At 55.7% G+C, this 19,787-nt stretch carries 21 protein-coding genes; 8 read left to right on the top strand and 13 right to left on the bottom strand.

Annotated elements, in window-relative coordinates; translation table 11 throughout:
• Positions 1-23: 23 nt before the first annotated feature.
• The 6 genes from ACOTX5_RS17125 to ghrB all read left to right on the top strand — a co-directional run bounded on the left by ACOTX5_RS17125 (position 24) and on the right by ghrB (position 6,076).
• A complete protein-coding gene (locus tag ACOTX5_RS17125) occupies positions 24-686 on the top strand; it encodes an OmpA family lipoprotein (protein ID WP_015569987.1) in 663 nt (220 codons plus the stop codon).
• Positions 687-865: 179 nt separating this feature from the next.
• Positions 866-1,882, top strand: coding sequence for a LacI family DNA-binding transcriptional regulator (locus tag ACOTX5_RS17120; RefSeq protein ID WP_015569988.1), 1,017 nt, complete (start codon positions 866-868; stop codon positions 1,880-1,882).
• A gap of 102 nt (positions 1,883-1,984) precedes the next feature.
• The gene (locus ACOTX5_RS17115; RefSeq protein ID WP_040117075.1) at positions 1,985-2,734 is read left to right on the top strand and encodes a sugar phosphate isomerase/epimerase family protein; all 750 of its coding nucleotides are present in this window, start codon (positions 1,985-1,987) and stop codon (positions 2,732-2,734) included.
• 3 nt (positions 2,735-2,737) lie between these two features.
• A complete protein-coding gene (locus ACOTX5_RS17110; protein ID WP_045142457.1) occupies positions 2,738-3,676 on the top strand; it encodes a sugar kinase in 939 nt (312 codons plus the stop codon).
• Positions 3,677-3,793: 117 nt separating this feature from the next.
• Entirely contained in the window at positions 3,794-5,074 is a 1,281-nt protein-coding gene (locus tag ACOTX5_RS17105; RefSeq protein ID WP_001089079.1) for an MFS transporter, read from the top strand.
• Positions 5,075-5,101: 27 nt separating this feature from the next.
• Positions 5,102-6,076 (top strand): glyoxylate/hydroxypyruvate reductase GhrB, encoded by a 975-nt coding sequence (gene ghrB / locus ACOTX5_RS17100; RefSeq protein WP_045329437.1) that lies wholly within the window; start codon positions 5,102-5,104, stop codon positions 6,074-6,076.
• 58 nt (positions 6,077-6,134) lie between these two features.
• Here ghrB and cspE read toward each other — a convergent pair whose 3' ends face one another.
• Together cspE and ACOTX5_RS17090 are read right to left on the bottom strand one after the other, a co-directional pair.
• Positions 6,135-6,347: a transcription antiterminator/RNA stability regulator CspE gene (gene cspE, locus ACOTX5_RS17095; protein WP_003860775.1), complete on the bottom strand. Its 213-nt coding sequence runs from the start codon at positions 6,345-6,347 to the stop codon at positions 6,135-6,137.
• A gap of 244 nt (positions 6,348-6,591) precedes the next feature.
• Positions 6,592-7,302 carry a DUF3053 domain-containing protein gene (locus tag ACOTX5_RS17090; RefSeq protein WP_017383576.1) on the bottom strand — a complete coding sequence of 237 codons (711 nt, stop codon included), beginning with the start codon at positions 7,300-7,302 and terminating at the stop codon, positions 6,592-6,594.
• A gap of 330 nt (positions 7,303-7,632) precedes the next feature.
• Here ACOTX5_RS17090 and ACOTX5_RS17085 point away from each other — a divergent pair, with 330 nt between their 5' ends.
• Positions 7,633-7,920 (top strand): HTH-type transcriptional regulator, encoded by a 288-nt coding sequence (locus tag ACOTX5_RS17085; protein WP_003860776.1) that lies wholly within the window; start codon positions 7,633-7,635, stop codon positions 7,918-7,920.
• A 38-nt stretch (positions 7,921-7,958) separates the two neighbouring features.
• On the opposite strand, the gene ACOTX5_RS17080 is transcribed toward ACOTX5_RS17085, so the two are convergent.
• The 3 genes from ACOTX5_RS17080 to ubiD all read right to left on the bottom strand — a co-directional run bounded on the left by ACOTX5_RS17080 (position 7,959) and on the right by ubiD (position 12,032).
• A complete protein-coding gene (locus tag ACOTX5_RS17080) occupies positions 7,959-9,578 on the bottom strand; it encodes an ABC-F family ATP-binding cassette domain-containing protein (protein ID WP_045911853.1) in 1,620 nt (539 codons plus the stop codon).
• Positions 9,579-9,794: 216 nt separating this feature from the next.
• Entirely contained in the window at positions 9,795-10,496 is a 702-nt protein-coding gene (fre, locus tag ACOTX5_RS17075; RefSeq protein ID WP_003860778.1) for an NAD(P)H-flavin reductase, read from the bottom strand.
• A 39-nt stretch (positions 10,497-10,535) separates the two neighbouring features.
• Positions 10,536-12,032, bottom strand: a complete 1,497-nt coding sequence (gene ubiD / locus ACOTX5_RS17070) for a 4-hydroxy-3-polyprenylbenzoate decarboxylase (protein WP_032652159.1) — start codon at positions 12,030-12,032, stop codon at positions 10,536-10,538.
• A gap of 169 nt (positions 12,033-12,201) precedes the next feature.
• Between ubiD and rfaH the strand changes: the two genes are divergently transcribed.
• Positions 12,202-12,693: a transcription/translation regulatory transformer protein RfaH gene (gene rfaH / locus ACOTX5_RS17065; protein ID WP_003860779.1), complete on the top strand. Its 492-nt coding sequence runs from the start codon at positions 12,202-12,204 to the stop codon at positions 12,691-12,693.
• Here rfaH and tatD read toward each other — a convergent pair.
• The 8 genes from tatD to rmuC all read right to left on the bottom strand — a co-directional run bounded on the left by tatD (position 12,690) and on the right by rmuC (position 19,699).
• Positions 12,690-13,472, bottom strand: coding sequence for a 3'-5' ssDNA/RNA exonuclease TatD (tatD, locus tag ACOTX5_RS17060; protein WP_017694739.1), 783 nt, complete (start codon positions 13,470-13,472; stop codon positions 12,690-12,692). The genes rfaH and tatD overlap by 4 nt on opposite strands.
• Positions 13,473-13,513: 41 nt before the next feature.
• Positions 13,514-14,284, bottom strand: a complete 771-nt coding sequence (gene tatC, locus ACOTX5_RS17055; protein ID WP_015569997.1) for a Sec-independent protein translocase subunit TatC — start codon at positions 14,282-14,284, stop codon at positions 13,514-13,516.
• A gap of 2 nt (positions 14,285-14,286) precedes the next feature.
• Positions 14,287-14,829: a Sec-independent protein translocase protein TatB gene (tatB, locus tag ACOTX5_RS17050; RefSeq protein WP_003860783.1), complete on the bottom strand. Its 543-nt coding sequence runs from the start codon at positions 14,827-14,829 to the stop codon at positions 14,287-14,289.
• Positions 14,830-14,832: 3 nt separating this feature from the next.
• Entirely contained in the window at positions 14,833-15,087 is a 255-nt protein-coding gene (tatA, locus tag ACOTX5_RS17045) for a Sec-independent protein translocase subunit TatA (RefSeq protein ID WP_003860787.1), read from the bottom strand.
• A 76-nt stretch (positions 15,088-15,163) separates the two neighbouring features.
• Positions 15,164-16,804 (bottom strand): ubiquinone biosynthesis regulatory protein kinase UbiB, encoded by a 1,641-nt coding sequence (ubiB, locus tag ACOTX5_RS17040; protein WP_017694740.1) that lies wholly within the window; start codon positions 16,802-16,804, stop codon positions 15,164-15,166.
• Positions 16,801-17,406 (bottom strand): ubiquinone biosynthesis protein UbiJ, encoded by a 606-nt coding sequence (ubiJ, locus tag ACOTX5_RS17035; protein ID WP_045348415.1) that lies wholly within the window; start codon positions 17,404-17,406, stop codon positions 16,801-16,803. The genes ubiB and ubiJ overlap by 4 nt, the downstream gene beginning before the upstream one ends.
• 13 nt (positions 17,407-17,419) lie before the next feature.
• Positions 17,420-18,175 carry a bifunctional demethylmenaquinone methyltransferase/2-methoxy-6-polyprenyl-1,4-benzoquinol methylase UbiE gene (ubiE, locus tag ACOTX5_RS17030; protein WP_003860790.1) on the bottom strand — a complete coding sequence of 252 codons (756 nt, stop codon included), beginning with the start codon at positions 18,173-18,175 and terminating at the stop codon, positions 17,420-17,422.
• Positions 18,176-18,241: 66 nt separating this feature from the next.
• Complete coding sequence (rmuC, locus tag ACOTX5_RS17025; RefSeq protein WP_017383581.1) at positions 18,242-19,699, bottom strand: DNA recombination protein RmuC; 1,458 nt, start codon at positions 19,697-19,699, stop codon at positions 18,242-18,244.
• Positions 19,700-19,787 lie beyond the last annotated feature (88 nt).

Here is a 19,787-nt window from a genome sequence, read left to right as displayed (position 1 = left end):
ATAAAAAGGATTAAGGAAATAAGATGAAAAAACGCGTACTCGTTATTGCCGCTCTGGTGAGCGGCGCACTGGCTGTTTCTGGCTGCACAACCAACCCTTACACCGGTGAACGCGAAGCGGGCAAATCCGGCATTGGCGCGGGTATTGGTTCCCTGGTGGGCGCTGGCGTTGGCGCACTCTCCTCCTCCAAGAAAGATCGCGGCAAAGGTGCGCTGATTGGCGCAGCGGCAGGCGCAGCCCTGGGCGGCGGCGTGGGTTATTACATGGACGTGCAGGAAGCAAAACTGCGTGACAAAATGAAAGGTACGGGCGTGAGCGTAACGCGCAGCGGTGACAACATCATCCTGAACATGCCAAACAACGTGACCTTTGACAGCAGCAGCGCGACGCTGAAACCCGCAGGCGCAAACACCCTGACCGGCGTGGCCGCGGTGCTGAAAGAGTACAATAAAACTGCCGTGAACGTCATTGGCTACACCGACAGCACCGGCAGCCAGGATCTGAACATGCGTCTGTCCCAGCAGCGCGCCGATTCCGTGGCCAGCTCGCTGATCGCCCAGGGCGTAGAAGCGAACCGCATCCGCACCAGCGGCATGGGTCCGGCTAACCCGATCGCCAGCAACAGCACGGCGGAAGGCAAAGCGCAGAACCGCCGCGTTGAGATTACGTTAAGCCCGGTGCAGTAGGTAAAAGCAAAACGGCAACCCCGTTGCCGTTATTAGTGTTTGCGCCCTCTCCCGTGGGAGAGGGTTGGGGTGAGGGCATCAGACCGCAACCTCCGGTAAGCGCAGCGCCACCCGGCAAATAGCTTGATTCGCCAGATTTTCCCGCTAAGGTATTCTCACTAAATTCAGGGAAATCAGCGATGATCAAACCAACCCGGGCCACCATCAGCGACGTGGCGAAAGCCGCCAAAACCGGTAAAACCAGCATTTCACGCTACCTCAACGGCGAGAAACACCTGCTTTCCGATGCGCTGCTGGCGCGAATCGAACAGGCCATTGCCGATCTCGACTACCGTCCCAGCCTGATGGCGCGCGGCCTCAAGCGGGGCCGCACCCGTCTGATTGGCCTCATCATCGCCGATATCACCAACCCCTATTCCGTTAACGTCCTCAGCGGCATCGAAGCGGCGTGCCGTGAAAAAGGCTTTACCCCGCTGGTCTGTAACACCAATAACGAGGTTGATCAGGAGCTGCATTACCTCGATCTGCTGCGCAGCTATCAGGTGGAAGGGATTGTGGTAAATGCCGTCGGGATGCGCGAAGAGGGGCTAAATCGCCTGCAACAATCCTCTCTGCCGATGGTGCTTATTGACCGCAAAATCCCGGAATTTGCCTGCGATGTGGTCGGGCTGGATAACACCCAGGCGGCCACCACCGCCACCGAGCACCTGATTGAACAGGGTTTCGAAGCCATTCTGTTCCTGAGCGAACCGCTGGGCATGGTTAATACCCGCCGCGACCGCCTGGCGGCATTTCGTGCCACGCTGGCGCGATATCCCGGTGTGATCGCCGAAAATGCCGAAATCCCCCTGCATGAAGCCGGGCAGCTGGATAATACCCTGCGCCAGTTCCATACCCGTCATCGGGGTATGCGTAAAGCGGTGATCTCCGCGAACGGGGCGCTGACGCTTCAGGTTGCCCGCTCGCTTAAACGCATTGGCCTGCACTGGGGCAGCGACATCGGCTTACTCGGCTTTGATGAACTGGAGTGGGCAGAACTTGCTGGCGTAGGCATCACCACCCTCAAACAACCCACCTGGCAGATCGGCTATGCCGCGGTTGAACAAGTGGTTCGCCGCATTGAAGGCACCCGCGACGCCGTACGCGAGCAGGTTTTTTCCGGCGAGCTGATCGTTCGCGGCTCTACTGCCCGTTAATTTCCCCTTCGTGACAGCGATCATAAATTCAGCATCCCGATCTTTTCTTTGGAACCGGTTCCATCTAGCGTAATACTATCGATTACGCTCTGGAGTCAGGAAATGAGCAGGAAAATTATGGTGGTCACCGCCGCGTATGGTGCGGATCAGGTGCGACAGGCAGGCGGTCAACGGGCAATGCTTCCCGTTATTGCCGGCGCGGGAGCTGATGGCGTTGAAATCCGCCGCGAGCTCTTCAGCAACGACGAGTTAATGGCCCTGCCTGCGCTCGGCGAGTCCATTGAACTGCTGGGTTTACTGGCGTGCTACTCCGCCCCGGCCCCCCTGTTTATGCCCGATGGCACCCTCAACACAGATCTCCCGCGCTACCTTAGCGAAGCCAGCGCCCTGAACGCGCTGTGGCTTAAAGTCTCGCTGGGTCATTTCAGCGACAAACAGCCGCTTGAAGCCCTGCGCGCACTGCTGGATGAAAGCGGCATGACGCTGGTGGTGGAAAACGACCAGACCGACTGCGGGCAGCTCGCGCCGATGCAGCGCTTCAAAGCCGCCTGCCGGGTAATGGCGCTGCCGGTCACGCTGACGTTCGATATGGGCAACTGGCTGTGGGTTGGCGACTCCCCGGAAGAGGCTGCACGTCAGCTGGCTCCCGCCGTGAGCTATATTCATGTGAAGGCCGCAGTCCCGCATAAGGCGCAGTTCCGCGCCGTCGCACCGGATCAGACCGATTCTCGCTGGCGGGATCTGCTTAATCAACTCCCTGCCGATGCGCCACGCGGTATCGAATTTCCGCTGGAAGGGACGGATCTCACCGCCGTCACCCGCCATTACGTCAACCTGCTGCGCGAGGAGTAAACCATGCACAAGACGCTGGATGTCATCACCATTGGCGAGGCCATGGCGATGTTTGTCGCCACCGAAACGGGCGAGCTGAGCGCAGTGGAGCACTTCATTAAACGCGTGGCAGGTGCCGAGCTGAATGTTGCTACCGGACTTGCGCGGCTGGGGCTGAATGTCGGCTGGGTAAGCCGCGTGGGAAATGACAGCTTTGGCCATTTTGTTCTCGACTCGCTGAAAAAAGAGGGCATTGATGCCGCAGGCGTGACCCTCGACGGACGCTTTGCGACGGGCTTTCAGCTGAAATCTAAAGTTGAAAATGGAACCGATCCCATCGTGGAGTATTTCCGCAAAGGCTCAGCGGCAAGCCATCTCTCCGTGGATGATTATCACGCCGCGTATTTCTCCTCCGCGCGCCACCTGCACCTGAGCGGCGTGGCGGCGGCGCTCTCGGCCAGCTCGTACGATTTACTGGATCACGCGGCTTCGGCAATGAAAGCACAGGGCAAAACGATCTCTTTCGATCCTAACCTGCGCCCGGTGCTGTGGAAAAGCGAAGCGGAGATGGCTGAGAAACTCAACCGACTGGCGTTTCAGGCGGACTGGGTTCTGCCTGGCATAAAAGAGGGAATGATCCTTACTGGCGAAAGCACGCCCGAAGGCATTGCCGATTTTTACCTCAACAAAGGGGTAAAAGCCGTGGTGCTGAAAACCGGTGCCGACGGCGCATGGTTTAAAACTGCCGACGGCGAGCAAGGTGCCGTCGCTGCGGTAAAAGTCGACAACGTGGTCGATACCGTGGGCGCGGGCGATGGGTTTGCCGTCGGGGTCATCAGCGCTCTGCTGGAGGGCAAACCGCTGTCGCAGGCCGTGGCGCGAGGCAACAAAATTGGTTCGCTGGCGATTCAGGTGCAGGGCGACAGCGAAGGATTACCAACACGAGCAGAGCTCGGCGTCTAAATTCCCTCTCCCTGTGGGAGAGGGCCAGGGTGAGGGCAGCAATCCGCACCAGATAATTAAGCCACCGTGTACCCTACAGACAACGGCGGCAACAACCTCAACAACAGAGGCAAGCCTATGAACAGTTCGACCAATGCAGTAAAACGCTGGTGGTACATCATGCCAATCGTGTTTATCACGTACAGCCTGGCGTACCTGGATCGTGCCAACTTCAGTTTCGCATCCGCCGCCGGGATCAACGAAGACCTCGGGATCACCAAAGGGGTCTCCTCCCTGCTGGGTGCCCTCTTCTTCCTGGGTTATTTCTTCTTCCAGATCCCCGGCGCGATTTACGCTGAACGCCGCAGCGTGCGAAAGCTCATTTTCATCTGCCTGATCTTATGGGGTGCCTGTGCGTCGCTTACTGGCGTGGTGAATAACATTCCTGCTCTGGCGGCTATTCGCTTTATTCTCGGCGTGGTTGAGGCGGCCGTCATGCCAGCAATGCTGATTTACATCAGCAACTGGTTCACAAAATCTGAGCGTTCACGTGCTAATACGTTCCTGATACTCGGTAACCCGGTCACCGTGTTGTGGATGTCGGTGGTTTCCGGCTACCTGATCCAGTCCTTCGGCTGGCGCGAGATGTTCATCATCGAAGGGGTTCCCGCGATTATCTGGGCCTTCTGCTGGTGGGTGCTGGTGAAAGATAAGCCAGCCCAGGCAAAATGGCTTTCTGAGGACGAAAAAGCCGCGCTCCAGGCGCAGCTGGATAAAGAGCAGCAGGGGCTGAAAGCGGTGCGTAACTACGGTGAAGCCTTCCGCTCCCGGAACGTTATTCTGCTGTGCGCACAGTATTTTACCTGGAGTATTGGCGTGTACGGCTTTGTGCTGTGGCTGCCGTCGATTATCCGCAGCGGCGGTGAAAACCTTGGCATGGTGGAAGTGGGCTGGCTGTCATCGGTGCCTTACCTGGCTGCGACCATCGCGATGATTATCGTCTCCTGGGCATCGGACAAGCTGCAAAACCGTAAGCTGTTCGTCTGGCCACTGCTGCTGATCGCTGCTTTTGCCTTTATTGGCTCCTGGGCCGTGGGCGCGAACCACTTCTGGGCTTCGTATACGCTGCTGGTGATTGCGGGTGCGGCCATGTATGCCCCGTATGGTCCGTTCTTTGCCATCATCCCGGAAATGCTGCCGCGTAACGTCGCTGGGGGCGCGATGGCGTTGATCAACAGTATGGGTGCGCTGGGTTCGTTCTTTGGCTCGTGGTTTGTGGGCTATCTGAACGGCGCCACCGGCAGCCCATCGGCCTCTTACATCTTTATGGGGGTGGCGCTTTTTGCCTCGGTATGGCTTACTCTGATTGTTAAGCCTGCTAATAATCAACAGCTACCCGTCGGCGCACGCCACGCCTGAATCCTTTTAAAATCAACGGAGATTAGCATGAAGCCGTCCGTCATTTTGTACAAAGCACTGCCTGAAGATCTGCAAAAACGCCTGGAAGAACACTTTACCGTTACCCGGGTCAAGAACCTCAGCCCGGAAACCGTGGCGCAGCACGCCGACGCGTTTGCCAGCGCCGAGGGTCTGCTGGGTTCGAGCGAAAAGGTGGATGCAGCGCTGCTGGAGAAAATGCCGAAGCTTCGTGCTACCTCAACCGTTTCGGTGGGATACGACAATTTCGACGTGGATGCGCTAAACGCGCGCAGCATCCTGCTGATGCACACGCCGCATGCCTTGACGGAGACCGTCGCCGACACGCTGATGGCGCTGGTGCTCAGTACCGCGCGTCGCGTGGTGGAAGTGGCCGAGCGCGTGAAAGCGGGCGAATGGACGAAAAGCATTGGCCCGGACTGGTTCGGCGTGGACGTTCATGGCAAAACGCTGGGGATTGTTGGGATGGGCCGTATCGGTCTGGCACTGGCACAGCGCGCGCATTTCGGCTTCAACATGCCCATCCTGTATAACGCACGCCGTCACCACACTGAAGCTGAAGAACGTTTCAATGCCCGCTACTGCGAGCTTGATACGCTGTTGCGGGAAGCCGACTTTGTCTGCCTGATCCTGCCGCTGACGGATGAAACGCGTCATCTCATCGGCAAAGCGGCGTTTGAAAAGATGAAGAAATCGGCCATTTTCATCAACGCGGGTCGTGGTCCGGTGGTCGATGAGAAGGCGCTGATTGAGGCACTGCAAAACGGTGAGATCCACGCCGCTGGTCTGGACGTGTTTGAACAGGAGCCGCTGCCGGTAGATTCTCCGCTACTGACCATGCCGAACGTCGTCGCCCTGCCCCACATCGGCTCTGCCACTCATGAAACACGCTACAATATGGCGGCGACCGCCGTGGATAACCTGATTGCCGCGCTCGGCGGTAAAGTGGATAAAAACTGCGTTAACCCGCAGATACAGCAGTAGAAACGAAAAAACCCGCCAGAAGGCGGGTTTTTGAATTTTGTGCTACTGGGTTGGAAGCTTACAGGCTTACAACGTTACCAGCTGCTGGGCCTTTAGCGCCGCTTTCGATGGTGAAGGAAACTTTCTGACCTTCATCCAGAGATTTGTAGCCATCGTTCTGGATAGCAGAGAAGTGTACGAACACGTCTTTAGAGCCATCGTCAGGAGTGATGAAGCCGAAACCTTTATCAGCGTTGAACCATTTTACCAGACCAGTCATTTTAGCAGACATAGAAATTACCTTATTAACAAATATATTGTGCCTTCCGGCTTGATGGATTGCGTTACAGATTTTTAAGCGATGAAGGAAGGGTCACTACGAAGGGTATCTATGGATAACAATCTGGACTGCTTTACTAAACTGCTTTAGGTCTGTGTAACAAACCGACGGACATAGTTATACCGATGTGGTAGATGAATGACAAGCGTTATTTTCATCAAGCATAAAAAAAACCCCGCCGAAGCGGGGGTTTTTCTTATTCCGTAGCAGCGACCGCTGCGCTCCATGCCTGGCTAAAGGCCTGATGCTGGGACGCGAGCGGCCCGATCAGCGCGTTATACTGGCTCGCCTGCTGGGAGGTCGGGAACTGGATACCGTTAGAGACGAAGCTCACCTGCGTACCTTGTTCACTAATAAAGTCACCCACCTGAACCAGCTGCTGAGTAAAGACCTGCGCCGCCGGGATCAGCGGTTGCAAGGCGTTTGACGGCTTGGTCACGACTTTCTCATACACCTGGTCATAGACCGGTTTGAGATCCTCGCCCTGCTTCAACGCGGAACGCGACGCATCAGCCTGCATTTTGGCATTTTGCAGCTGCTGGCTCAGTACCCCAAGCGCGCCATTTGACTGGCGCAGCGGTTCGCGCTGGGTCATATAATCCTGTGGAACGCGGATGGCATTCACGCTATCCACTACCGGGCGAATACCGGAATCCATCGCCTGGCTTACCTGCTGTGAATAGCCATACAGAATGGCGTAATCCGACACGAATGGACCAAACTGTTTTTTCTGATCCGCAGTCAGCGTTGGTAAACGCTCGCCGCTACGCATCACTGTATTCTGTAGAAAATCGATAAACGCTTTGCGCTGATCGCCTTCTTTATCGAAACACCCACTCAGGCTAACAACCATCAACAACGCCGCAATAGGCGCAAACCAGCGAGAGCAGGACTTTCCTGTCGCCATTTTATTACTCCTTTCACCCAAAAAGCGCACACCGGCACACGCGTGCCCAACGCTGACAAGGATAGTCCAGGTCAGCCTTGCAAGATAGAGTTTTCATGCAAAACGGGTATTCCCGTTTTTGTACTGACTATTTACAAAAAAATACCTGTGCATCCCTACATATGACTTATCAGGTAATTAGCATAACTATCCATATAGCTGAAACGCGTAAAGCGATCGTTATCGCACAATTAATCACAGCCGTGACGATCCTGTGTCTGGTTTAGGGACTATTCTTAACAGGCTCTCTGATGTTCATGATCCCGATGTGTGATTTATGAGGAGTTCTCAATGGAATTAAAAGATCCTGAGTTTGAGCTGCTGAGCAGCCTGGAACAGATTATTTTTAAAGATGTACCGCCGACGGTTACCCTGAATCAAAAGTCCAATCCTTTTAGTGAATTTGAGCGTTTACGCAAAGGATCGGGCCTGAAAACAGATGAATTCGCAAGAGCGATGGGTGTCAGCGTAGCGATGGTGCTGGAGTGGGAGTCAAAACGTGAAAAACCAACCCCAGCCGAGCTAAAGCTGATGCGCCTGATCCAGGCAAACCCTGACCTTCGCAAGCAGTTAGCCTGATAAAGTTTGTTTGCCCCCGCCCTTGCGGGGGCTTGTGTTTACAGGCTTTCACATCGCCATCCCGTCTCTTCCCACACCAGTTCATGCGTCAACTTCAGCCCTGCCAGAAAGGCTTCATCATGCGACACCACCAGCAGCGCGCCGGGGTAATCGGCTAAGGCCGCTTCTATAGCCTGAACAGAGGCCAGATCAAGATGGTTGGTTGGCTCATCCAGAAGCAACAGCTGCGTTGCCGCTTCACGCCACAATACGCAGGCCAGCGCGGCCTTCAGGCGCTCGCCGCCACTCAGTTCGGCCAGTGGTAGTGTTACTTTCTCTGCGCCCAGCTGAAGCTGCGCTAAACGGGTACGCAGCGCCCCTTCTTCGAGCGGCGTATTGCCCTGGCTAAGGTGTGTCATCACCGACTGCGACAGATCCAGCCGGGAAAGATGCTGATCGAGATACGCACACCTGACGGAGACCTTACAGGTTCCCGTGACAGGGGCGGTTTCGCCCAACATCACTTTCAACAGCGTGGATTTTCCACAGCCGTTCGGCCCGCGTAGCGCCACGCGCATCGGGCCATCCATTCGCCAGTTTATCGGGGAGACAGGCACGTGCGGAAGCACCAGTTCTTCCAGCACCAGCACCTGTTTTCCTTCCGGGATTTCACTGCCCGGCAGGGTAAACATCACCGCGTTATCCTCTTCAACCCGCTCGCGTGCCTGGTTGACCGCAGCGTTCAGAGCATGATTTTGATCGCTATGCTGTTTTTTCCAGGAACCAATACGCTCTTTCGCCGCCCCTTTGTATTTGACCCGTTCAAACGAGGCGATGTTAAGGCTGTCGACCGTGCGAAGCGTTTTGGCTGAACGCCGCAGGCTGTCGTCATGCTCTTTATGCATACGGGCGCGGGTACGCTTGCGTTCGGTGGCAGCATGCTCCAGCGCGGCGCGGGCAGCCAGCTGCTCAGCATCACGCTGGGTTCGATAGCCAGCATAATTCCCACCGTAGCTGCGCAGGCCCAATGCGCTCAGTTCAAGGATACGCGATACCTGGGCCAGCAACTCACGGTCGTGGGAGGCCACCAGCACCCCGCCCTGATACCGGGAAAGCTGCTCGTAGAACCACACGCGGCCTTGCCTGTCGAGGTGGTTGGTCGGTTCGTCCAGCAGCAGGTAATCAGCATCTGCGGCGAATGCGCCGCACAGCAAGGCACGAATGCGCTCGCCGCCGCTCAGCTCTGCCGCGCGTTTATTCGGGTCAAAAGGGGGAAGTTTTGCAGTGATAAAAGCCTGGCTCAGCCGTTCAGCCAGATCCCAGTAACCATCGAGCGTGTCGAGATCGTCGGGTTCATAATGACCGCTGTCGATGCGCGTGCGCGCCGCAAAGATCGCGTCGTAACCAAGCAGTCCGGCAAGAGTCGTATCCGCAGAAATATCCTGCTGCTGCGCCACATAGACGTGTGTACCAAAGCGCTCAATATGACCGCTGGCGGGTTCATCAACCCCTGCCAGCAGCCGCAGAAGACGTGTTTTACCGCTGCCGTTGCGGCCAACCAGCGCGCACACTGACGCATCCAGAGAAAGATTCAGCGGACCAAAAAGGATATCGCCCGTCGCAAACTGACAGGTGACCTGATGCAAAATAAAAGAGGGGGACTGCGTAAAATGAGCCATAAGCACTCCTGAATGAAATCAAAACATCCCCTGCCGACGCGGTGCGTTGAGCAAGGATCGAAATTCATCAGTCGTGTTCGTTCATTTTTGGGGGGCGCTCCTGAGGGCGAAATTTAACGGGAACAAGAATAACGGCAATGCGCCGCCCATTTCAAGGTTAAATTTTCACCAGGCTAATGCCCGAGCGTAAAAAACCCGCCGAAGCGGGTCTCTCAATCAGATAAACGCAAACGCATCGCCAAACAGACGATCTTCCCGCGCGTCACGCTCGTTGCAGAACAGGTCGCGGGCAATTTTTGCCATTTCAAAGCGACCGGCAATATAGATATCGTGCCCGGCCAGCGTCCCATGATCCTGCAATACCGCAGTCAGCACCGTACCGCTGCGCCCGCGCCAGCCCTCTTCAGGCTGCTCGACAACCGGCTCGATGCGCAGGTTTGGATGATTTACGCTCAGCGCTTCCAGCTCAGACAGATCGTAAAGATGCTTCTCTTCACGGCCGCCCCAGTAGATGGTGATATCGCGATTCGGGTTGCGCGCCAGCGCGGTCAGCAGAATAGAGCGGACATAAGAGAAGCCCGTGCCACCGGCAATCAGGATCAGCGGACGGTCTTCGTCTTCACGCAGCCAGGCCTCGCCATGAGGAATATCGACCACGATTTCACGCTCTTTCAGGATGCGGTCCATCACGGCCATCGCGTACAGGTTAAGCTCAGACGCACCAATATGCAGCTCAATAAATTCCTTCTCTGCTGGCGTTGAGGCCATAGAGAAAGGACGCTTATCACGCTCGTCCATCACGACCATCAGGTACTGACCGGCACGGAATGAGAAGGCCGCTTCAGGAACCAAACGGACGCGATATACGGTGTCGGTAATAGCATCTACCGACGTCACTTTACAGCTTAAGGTTGTCATTCGCTCTCTCTGTCGGGAAGTCTATAGGGCTAAACGGTCTTATTCTGCCTTACCGTTATTCATTATGGCCAGCTCGTCCCAGATCGCGTCAATTCGCGCGGTCACGGCAGGATCTTTTTCGATCGGGCGACCCCATTCACGGTCGGTTTCGCCAGGCCATTTGTTCGTGGCATCCAGTCCCATTTTTGAGCCAAGGCCGGAAACCGGCGAGGCAAAGTCCAGATAATCAATCGGCGTGTTTTCCACTAACACCGTATCACGCGCCGGATCCATACGCGTGGTGATGGCCCAGATGACGTCATTCCAGTCGCGGGCATTGACGTCATCATCGCAGACAATCACAAACTTGGTATACATAAACTGGCGCAGGAAAGACCATACGCCCATCATCACGCGCTTAGCGTGACCGGCATACTGCTTCTTCATCGTCACCACCGCCAGGCGATACGAACACCCTTCCGGCGGCAGATAAAAATCAACGATTTCCGGGAACTGCTTTTGCAGGATCGGCACAAACACTTCGTTCAGCGCCACGCCAAGCACCGCCGGTTCGTCGGGTGGACGGCCGGTATAGGTGGAGTGATAGATGGCATCTTCACGCTGGGTAATGTGGGTGACGGTGAACACCGGGAAGTTATCCACTTCGTTGTAATAGCCGGTGTGGTCGCCGTACGGCCCTTCGGGCGCCAGCTCGCCCTGTTCAATGTAACCTTCCAGCACAATCTCTGCGCTGGCCGGTACTTCCAGGTCACTGGAGATGCACTTCACCACTTCGGTTTTGGTGCCGCGCAGCAGCCCTGCAAAGGCATATTCAGACAGCGTATCAGGAACAGGCGTCACCGCGCCCAGAATGGTTGCCGGATCGGCACCCAGCGCGACGGAAACCGGGAAGCGTTCGCCCGGATGGGCCGCGCACCACTCCTGGAAATCCAGCGCCCCACCGCGATGGGACAACCAGCGCATGATGAGCTTGTTCTTGCCAATCAGCTGCTGGCGGTAAATGCCGAGGTTTTGGCGCTCTTTATGCGGCCCACGCGTCACGGTTAGGCCCCAGGTGATCAGCGGTGCGGCATCGTCAGGCCAGCACTGCATGATGGGAATTTTGGTCAGATCCACCGCATCGCCTTCCAGCACTTTTTGCTGGCACGGCGCACCGCGCAGGCGTTTGGTGGGCATGTTCAGCACCTGCTTAAACTGCGGCAGCTTGTCGAACAGGTCGCGGAACCCTTTTGGCGGCTCCGGCTCTTTAAGAAAGGCCAGCAGTTTGCCCACTTCACGTAACGCCGTGACATCTTCCTGTCCCATCCCCAGCGCAACGCGGCGAGGTGTGCCAAACAGGTTGCACAGCACCGGCATGGCGTAGCCTTTTGGGTTTTCAAACAGCAACGCCGGGCCGCCCGCGCGCAGGGTGCGGTCAGCGATTTCTGTCATTTCCAGATACGGATCAACAGGAAGCGTAATGCGTTTGAGTTCACCCTGCTTTTCCAGCAGCGCCAGGAAGTCGCGTAGATCGTGGTATTTCATGCAGTTAATCATGGCCTCTCTGTAAGCGCTTCATTATACGGCGTAAGACCGCGTGATGCTGTAATTTTGTTAAATTAGCGTGAACTTCCACGACTTACTCTCTTTTTCGCCATTATAATCACCTTAGCGATCCCGCCAGGGTTTTGGTATGCTTGCGCCCCGAACAATGGGAAGAGTGATTATGCAGGCCTGGTATTTACTGTATTGCAAACGCGGGCAACTTCAGCGCGCGCAGGAACATCTTGAACGTCAGTCTGTTAACTGCCTGACACCCGTGATCACGCTTGAAAAAATGCAGCGTGGAAGACGCACGACCGTCAGTGAGCCTCTTTTCCCGAACTATCTGTTCGTCGAGTTCGACCCCGAAGTGATCCATACCACGACGATCAGCGCCACGCGCGGCGTCAGCCATTTTGTGCGTTTTGGCGCCCATCCGGCAAGAGTACCGTCATCGGTTATTCATCAGCTTTCTGTCTACCAGCAGCCTGAAGATATTACCGATCCGGAAACCCCTTATGCCGGCGACAGCGTGGTGATCACCGAAGGCGCCTTTGAAGGGTTACAGGCCATCTTCGCTGAGCCGGACGGTGAAGCGCGCTCCATGCTGCTGCTCAACCTGCTGAACAAAGAGGTGTTGCAGAGCGTTAAAAACACCGATTTCCGCAAAGTTTAGAACTGCACGCCGAACAGACGACGCACGTTATCATCGGTTTGTGCTGCCAGCCACTGGGCATCTTCTCCGCGCCAGTGCGCCACTCGCTCAGCAATATGCCCCAGGTAGGCCGGTTCATTACGTCGTGATGGCGGTTTGGGCTGCATATCCCGGGGCAACAGATACGGCGCATCCGTTTCCAGCAGCAAACGATCGGCCGGGATAACGGGTAACAGCTCACGCAGTTCCAGCCCACGACGCTCATCGCAGACCCAGCCAGTGATACCCAAATACAGCCCGCGGTTCAGGCAATCCAGCGCTTCCTGACGGGAGCCCGTAAAGCAGTGCAACACCGCGCCCGGCAGTTTCTCCAGCCAGGGTTCCAGTAGCGCCATAAAACGTTCATGCGCATCGCGACAGTGCATAAACACCGGCATCTCCAGCTCTGCTGCCAGCGCGAGCTGGGCGGTAAATGCCTTCTCCTGCTCTTCAGGCGTCGAGAAGTTACGGTTGAAATCAAGCCCGCATTCGCCAATGGCAACCACTTCTGGCGTTTGTGCCAGACGATGAAGCGCCTCAGCGCTTTCATGCGTCCACTGGCTGCTGTCATGGGGATGCACGCCTGCGGTGGACCAGCAGTGTTGATAGCGTTGCGCCAGCTGCCGTGCCTGCTCACTCTCATGCAGATTCGTTCCCGTCAGTAGCAGCCCACCCACGCCGGCGGCAAAGGCGCGCGCCACCACCTCATCGTGGTCTTTCGCAAACTGGGCGCTGGTGAGGTTAAGCCCGATATCAAACATACGTATCCCCATATGACAACCGCCCTGACGGGCGGTTGGTTTTATTCTTTAGTAGTCTCTTCAGACGGCTCGTCTTCTTCGTCCCGGGTACGCCCCTTTCCGACGTAGAAACGAGCGAAGAACACGCCGACTTCAAACAGGCAGTACATAGGTATCGCCAGTAAGGTTTGCGAGAAGACGTCCGGTGGCGTTAACAGCATACCTACGACAAATGCCCCCACCAGGATGTACGGGCGCTTCTTACGCAGATCGTCAGGCGTGGTCACCCCCACCCAGCAGAGCAGGACAATTGCTACGGGCACCTCGAAGGCGACACCAAAGGCCATAAACAGCGCCATCACGAAGCTGAGGTAGCTGGCGATGTCCGTCGACACCTGTACCCCTTCCGGTGCGGTATGCGTCAGGAAACCGAAGGCCAGCGGGAAGACAACGAAGTAGGCGAACGCCATGCCGATATAAAACAGCAGCGAACTGGACACCAGCAGCGGAATAACCAGCTTGCGTTCATGCTTGTACAGCGCGGGCGCCACAAATGCCCAGACCTGATACAGAATAACCGGCGCAGAGGCAATCAACGACACCCAGAAGGTCAGTTTGATCGGGGTAAAGAACGGTGAAGCAACGTCTGTTGCAATCATCGTCGCGCCCAGAGGCATCTGTTTAATCAGCGGCGCGGAAACCACCTGATAGATATCGTTGGCAAAATAGACCAGACATAAAAAAATGAGGAAAACCGCAATAATGCAGTTTAACAGGCGCTTACGCAGCTCAATGAGGTGCGTAATAAGCGGTTGAGTATCATCTACTGCCATGTTTACGCTTTATCACTCGACGAGGGGGATGATTCGGAAACGGGCGCGGCGGGTTTTACCTCAGCCGTTTTGACCACGGGCTCTTCCGGCGGCACCTGCTTTTTCACTTCGGGCTCCTGCGGCGATTGCTCTGGCGAAGCAGCCTGATGCTCCGCGCTGGAAGGCGTTACACCCTCGCGCTGCTCTTCGCTACCCTTCACCACCGGATTGTGGATGGTGTTTGCTTCATCGCTCGCCTTCTCAGGATCGTTAATGCTGTAAGAACGCTTCATGGATTCCGCCGCTTCGCGCAACTCATCCATTGATGCTTTCAGCTCCGGCGTCAGGTTGTCCATGCTCGCCTTTTCAACCTTTTTCAGGCTGTCCTGAAATTCCTGAAGCTTCAGCTCCTGCGCCAGTTCGTTCTGCACGGTAGTTGCCAGCGAGCGAAGCGCCCGCACCCAGCCCACGACGGTTTTCACCGCAACGGGTAAACGCTGCGGCCCCAACACAATCAGACCAATCACAAAGACCAGCAGTAACTCACCAAAACCAATGTCGAACACGAATTACACCTGCTCTTTATCGTGACGTTTAGCCTCTTCCTTTTTGGCTTCGTCCTGCTTATCGGCGATGGATTTAGCGGTAAAATCAGCATCCTGACTGGTTTTTTCCTGCTTATTCTCATCATCGCTCATGGCTTTCTTGAAACCTTTGATTGACGCGCCCAGGTCGGAACCAATCGATCCGAGTTTTTTCGTGCCAAACAGCAGCACAACGATGACGGCAATGATCACTAACTGCCAGATACTGATACCACCCATGCGTGTTCCCCAGTGATAGATGATTAATTAGTCAGATCGCATTATACGTATGCAATCTCTCGATAGCGACGCTAATTCAGCGCGTTTTTCGCCAGCCAGCAAGCCAGACAACCACACCGGCAGCCATAATCCAGGCTGGCATCATTTCCCAGTCCGGACGATTGATCAACAGCAACGTGCCGCTTATCAGCAGCGTCGCGCCAATTCCGAAGAGATAGCGGGACTGCCCCTGACGCACGCGACTGGATTGAAGCTCGTGCGCGATTTTATCCATGCTGTGCTGAAGGTTCTTGCTCTGACGCAAACTGTCGTAAACCAGTTCAGGAATTTCAGGCATTTTTTCAATCCAGAACGGGCCTTTCTCTTTAAGCGAGCGAACCAGGGCTGGAATACCGACCTGATCCTTAATCCAGGATTCGAGGAACGGTTTCGCGGTTTTCCACAAGTCTAACTGAGGATAGAGCTGGCGGCCTACGCCCTCAACGTAAAGTAATGTTTTCTGAAGTAAAACTAATTGTGGCTGCACTTCCATATTGAAACGGCGTGCGGTGTTGAACAGGTTGAGCAGGACGTGTCCGAAAGAGATCTCCGAGAGCGGCTTTTCAAAAATCGGCTCACAGACGGTGCGAATCGCAAATTCAAACTCTTCCACGTTGGTATCTGGCGGAACCCAGCCTGAATCCACGTGCAGCTCGGCCACCTTACGGTAGTCGCGATTGAAGAAAGCGATAAAGTTCTCAGCGAGGTAGCGCTTATCCTCTTTATTCAGCGAGCCGACAATACCGCAGTCGATGCCGATGTATTTCGGATCTTCCGGGTGCTCATAGCTGACGAAAATGTTGCCCGGATGCATGTCTGCATGGAAGAAGCTGTCGCGGAAAACCTGAGTAAAGAAGACCTGCACGCCACGCTCGGCCAGCAGCTTCATGTTGGTGCCCTGTTTTTCCAGCGCCGCCACGTCCGAGACCGGAATACCGTAGATACGTTCCATCACCATCATGTTCTGACTGCAATAGTCAGAATAGACTTCAGGAACATACAGCATCGGGCTGTCTTCAAAGTTTCGACGCAGCTGAATGGCGTTCGCCGATTCACGCAGCAGATTAAGCTCGTCAATCAGCGTTTTTTCGTATTCCCGAACCACTTCCAGCGGACGCAGACGGCGACCATCCGGCAACAGACGCGGCACCCAGCGAGCCAGGCGATAAATCAGCTTCATGTCTGCTTTGATAACCGGCAGGATATCCGGACGAATCACTTTGATGACCACCTCTTTGCCATTTTCCTTCAGGCGCGCGGTGTGAACCTGCGCAATAGAGGCAGAGGCCAGGGGCTGAATATCGAAATCATCAAACCAGGTCTCGATGGGGATATTGCCCATCGCTTCTTCGATTTGTTTCTTCGCTCTCTCTCCGTCAAACGGAGCAACGCGGTCCTGCAATAGCGCGAGCTGATCGGCAATCTGCGGTGGGAAAAGGTCGCGACGTGTTGAGAGCATCTGCCCAAACTTGATCCAGACCGGGCCCAGCTCCTGTAACGCAAGACGCAGGCGTGCGCCCAGCTCCTGATCCTTATGGCGATTCGGCATCCAGAACAGCGTGCGACGCCAAAGCCGAAGCGGCAGGGTGATACGCATTCTGGGGATAAGCTCGTCGAGCCCGTAGCTCAAAAAGGTGCGAACGATAAAATAGAGGCGCCGAATTTCACCAGGCGTCATTTGCCCTCCAGTTTTTCCAGCCGTTTGGTTAACGCATCAACTGCGCGCTCAACTGCCGCGGTCTCTTCTGCAAACCAGGCGACTTCTAAAGGCCCAGGCGCCATACGCCACTCTTCGGTCAGCACCTCGGCAGCGTAGCGCTGTTGACGGAGCAGACCTTTACGAAGGAAAGCGGAACCCGTGCGCAGCGTTTTGCTTATACCTTCAGCCGCGATGTCGCCGATATAGGGCGCCATCAGTTCCGCCGGGTCGAGTTCAGCCTGATCGCTGAGTGCAACGAAGTTCTGTACCACCTGAATATCGCCTTCGACCTCCAGCTCACCGCTGCGAATAAGCGCCGTCATCTGCTGACGGTCACGCAGTTTTGGCAATACGCTCATGTGCGTAATCACCGAGCAGTCAGCCTCGCCTTCCCACTCACCCAGAACGTCAAGCTGGCGTTCGCTGAAGACCAACACAAGCGGCGTCGAGAACTCCTTTAAAACGATGCGCAGCACCTTTCCGTTAAGCCGCTGACGTGCGGTTTTCAGCGCCGGAGCGCGATACAGAAAGGCATTCAGCACATTCTCGATGCCAGCGGTGACTAAGGGTTTAATGGGCACGGGAAACCTCCACTCAGAACTTGTAACCACGATGCAGCGCGACGACACCCGCCGTCATATTGAAGTATTCCACGTTTTCAAACTCCGCATCCTGCATCATCGCTTTCAGCGTGTCCTGATCCGGGTGCATTCGGATGGACTCGGCCAGATAACGGTAACTTTCTGCATCGTTTGCCACCAGCTCGCCGATGCGCGGCAGAACGTGGAAGGAATAGGCATCGTAAGCTTTGCTCAGCGGGTCGATAATCGGTTTAGAAAACTCGAGTACCAGCAGTCGACCGCCCGGCTTAAGCACGCGGTACATGGAGCGCAGCGCTTTATCTTTATCGGTCACGTTACGCAGACCGAAAGAAATGGTGATGCAGTCGAACGTATTATCCGGGAACGGCAGCGCTTCGGCGTTGGCCTGAACATATTCAACGTTGCCTACCACGCCGATATTACGCAGCTTTTCGCGTCCCATTTTCAGCATGGAGTCGTTGATATCCGCCAGCACCACGCGGCCGGTTTCGCCAACCAGACGGGAGAATTTAGCGGTCAGATCCCCTGTGCCTCCGGCTAAATCCAGCACCGTTTGTCCACGGCGCACGCCGCTGCAATCAATAGTGAAGCGCTTCCACAAGCGATGAATGCCAAATGACATCAAATCATTCATCACATCGTACTTCGCCGCCACGGAATGAAATACGTGGGCCACCATGTCAGCTTTCTGCGCTTTGGCGACAGTCTGAAAGCCAAAGTGCGTTGTGTCTTGTGAATCGTCAACCATCTCAGAGCCTGCTAATCAGTCAAATGTTCGTGAAGTGTAACAGATTGGGCGCATTTGCCCTACGTTTCAACCACCGTGAAAGAAACGCGCCGGCTGCGCTTCGGGGGATAAACTCGCCGCTAAATCGTTGTCTTCATTGCGGCTATTTTGCTTACCGTCGCCTTCACGCAGACGAAACTCTTCGTCCTGAGCGGTAGCCTGCTCCACCAGTTCCGGATTAATCTCGCGTTTAACTTCCACCCCCAGGCTGCGAAACGCCTCCGCCTGCGCCAGCAAATTGCCACGCCCGGAGGAGAGTTTTTTCATCGCCTGGCGGTAGTTATCCTGCGCGCGATCCAGGCTTTGCCCCACCGAGGACATATCGTCCACAAACAGCCGCATTTTGTCGTACAGCTTGCTGGCGCGATCGGCAATCTGCTGCGCGTTACGGCTTTGGTGCTCATAGCGCCACAGGTTGGCAATGGTACGTAACGCCACCAGTAGCGTGGTGGGGCTGACCAGCATAATGTTATTTTTCAGCGCTTCGGTGATCAGTTCGGGCTGTCTGTCGAGCGCCAGCAGGAACGCAGGCTCGACCGGAATGAACATCAGCACATAATCCAGCGATCGCAGCCCCGGCAACTGCTGATAATCTTTTCTGCCCAACAGACGGATATGGTTACGCACGGAGGCGATGTGCTCCTGCAACGCTGTTTCGCGGGTGTAGTCATCCTCAGCGTTGAAGTAGCGCTCATAGGCCACCAGCGTCATTTTGGCGTCGATAACCACATCTTTGCCCTGTGGCAGACGAACAATGACATCCGGCTGCATCCGCGAGCGCGCATCGTTCTCAATGCTGACCTGCGTTTCGTATTCGTATCCTTCGCGCAGGCCAGAGGCCTCCAGCACGCGCGTCATGACCACTTCGCCCCAGTTTCCCTGCGCTTTGTTATCACCTTTCAGTGCGCGCGTCAGGTTAACCGCCTCCTGCGCCATCTGCGCATTCAGCTGCTGGAGATTACGAATTTCATGCGCCAGCGTGTGGCGTTCGCGGGCTTCCTGACCAAAGCTGTCCTGTACCTGACGGCGAAAGCCATCCAGCTGTTCACGCAGCGGCGTCAGCAGGCTGTTCAGGCTCTGGCGGTTCTGCTCATCCACGCGGCGATTGCTGTGCTCAAAAATGCGGTTCGCGAGGTTCTCAAACTGCTCGCTAAGACGCTGCTCGCTGTTGATCATCTGACGGATTTTGTCTTCGGCGTGCAGTTGGGTGGACTCAAGACGGGTGGTCACTTCACGGAGATCGGCCTCCAGCGAGGTATTGATATCACGCAGATTGCGCAGTTCGTTATTGAGCAGTTCGCATTCGTCGCGCCAGTGGTCACTCAGCGCAAGCTGTTGTTTCGTCGCGCTAAGTTCAGCGACGATCTCCTCGCGCTCTGCCAGCTGTTCGGCTTTCTGCTGCGCATGCTGGTAGCCGGAAATGAGCCAGCCAATTCCCACGCTCACCAGCGCAATCACTGCATAAATCAGGATTGAGATATCCACAATGCCCCCTGCATCAACGTATTACCGCACAAAATAGAATTGTGCTGTATGAACGTCCAGTTTGAAAGGGTTTTCCTGCGAGGCGTTA

Origin of the sequence: Enterobacter cloacae complex sp. IR5441 (genome assembly GCF_049238215.1) — a bacterium.
GTDB lineage: Bacteria > Pseudomonadota > Gammaproteobacteria > Enterobacterales > Enterobacteriaceae > Enterobacter > Enterobacter hormaechei_C.
Note: the sequence above shows the minus strand (reverse complement) of the source record. Positions and strands in the feature narration are given on the sequence as shown.

Coding starts and splice junctions, on each gene's coding strand:
- rfaH (WP_003860779.1), top strand. CDS start 12,202: ATGCAGGCCTGGTATTTACTGTATTGCAAACGCGGGCAACTTCAGCGC.
- ACOTX5_RS17115 (WP_040117075.1), top strand. CDS start 1,985: ATGAGCAGGAAAATTATGGTGGTCACCGCCGCGTATGGTGCGGATCAG.
- ubiB (WP_017694740.1), bottom strand. CDS start 16,804: ATGACGCCTGGTGAAATTCGGCGCCTCTATTTTATCGTTCGCACCTTT.
- ACOTX5_RS17085 (WP_003860776.1), top strand. CDS start 7,633: ATGGAATTAAAAGATCCTGAGTTTGAGCTGCTGAGCAGCCTGGAACAG.
- ghrB (WP_045329437.1), top strand. CDS start 5,102: ATGAAGCCGTCCGTCATTTTGTACAAAGCACTGCCTGAAGATCTGCAA.
- ACOTX5_RS17125 (WP_015569987.1), top strand. CDS start 24: ATGAAAAAACGCGTACTCGTTATTGCCGCTCTGGTGAGCGGCGCACTG.
- ubiE (WP_003860790.1), bottom strand. CDS start 18,175: ATGGTTGACGATTCACAAGACACAACGCACTTTGGCTTTCAGACTGTC.
- ACOTX5_RS17105 (WP_001089079.1), top strand. CDS start 3,794: ATGAACAGTTCGACCAATGCAGTAAAACGCTGGTGGTACATCATGCCA.
- tatA (WP_003860787.1), bottom strand. CDS start 15,087: ATGGGTGGTATCAGTATCTGGCAGTTAGTGATCATTGCCGTCATCGTT.
- ACOTX5_RS17110 (WP_045142457.1), top strand. CDS start 2,738: ATGCACAAGACGCTGGATGTCATCACCATTGGCGAGGCCATGGCGATG.
- tatC (WP_015569997.1), bottom strand. CDS start 14,284: ATGGCAGTAGATGATACTCAACCGCTTATTACGCACCTCATTGAGCTG.
- ubiD (WP_032652159.1), bottom strand. CDS start 12,032: ATGATTAACTGCATGAAATACCACGATCTACGCGACTTCCTGGCGCTG.
- ACOTX5_RS17080 (WP_045911853.1), bottom strand. CDS start 9,578: ATGGCTCATTTTACGCAGTCCCCCTCTTTTATTTTGCATCAGGTCACC.
- cspE (WP_003860775.1), bottom strand. CDS start 6,347: ATGTCTGCTAAAATGACTGGTCTGGTAAAATGGTTCAACGCTGATAAA.
- ACOTX5_RS17090 (WP_017383576.1), bottom strand. CDS start 7,302: ATGGCGACAGGAAAGTCCTGCTCTCGCTGGTTTGCGCCTATTGCGGCG.
- fre (WP_003860778.1), bottom strand. CDS start 10,496: ATGACAACCTTAAGCTGTAAAGTGACGTCGGTAGATGCTATTACCGAC.
- ACOTX5_RS17120 (WP_015569988.1), top strand. CDS start 866: ATGATCAAACCAACCCGGGCCACCATCAGCGACGTGGCGAAAGCCGCC.
- tatD (WP_017694739.1), bottom strand. CDS start 13,472: ATGTTTGATATCGGGCTTAACCTCACCAGCGCCCAGTTTGCGAAAGAC.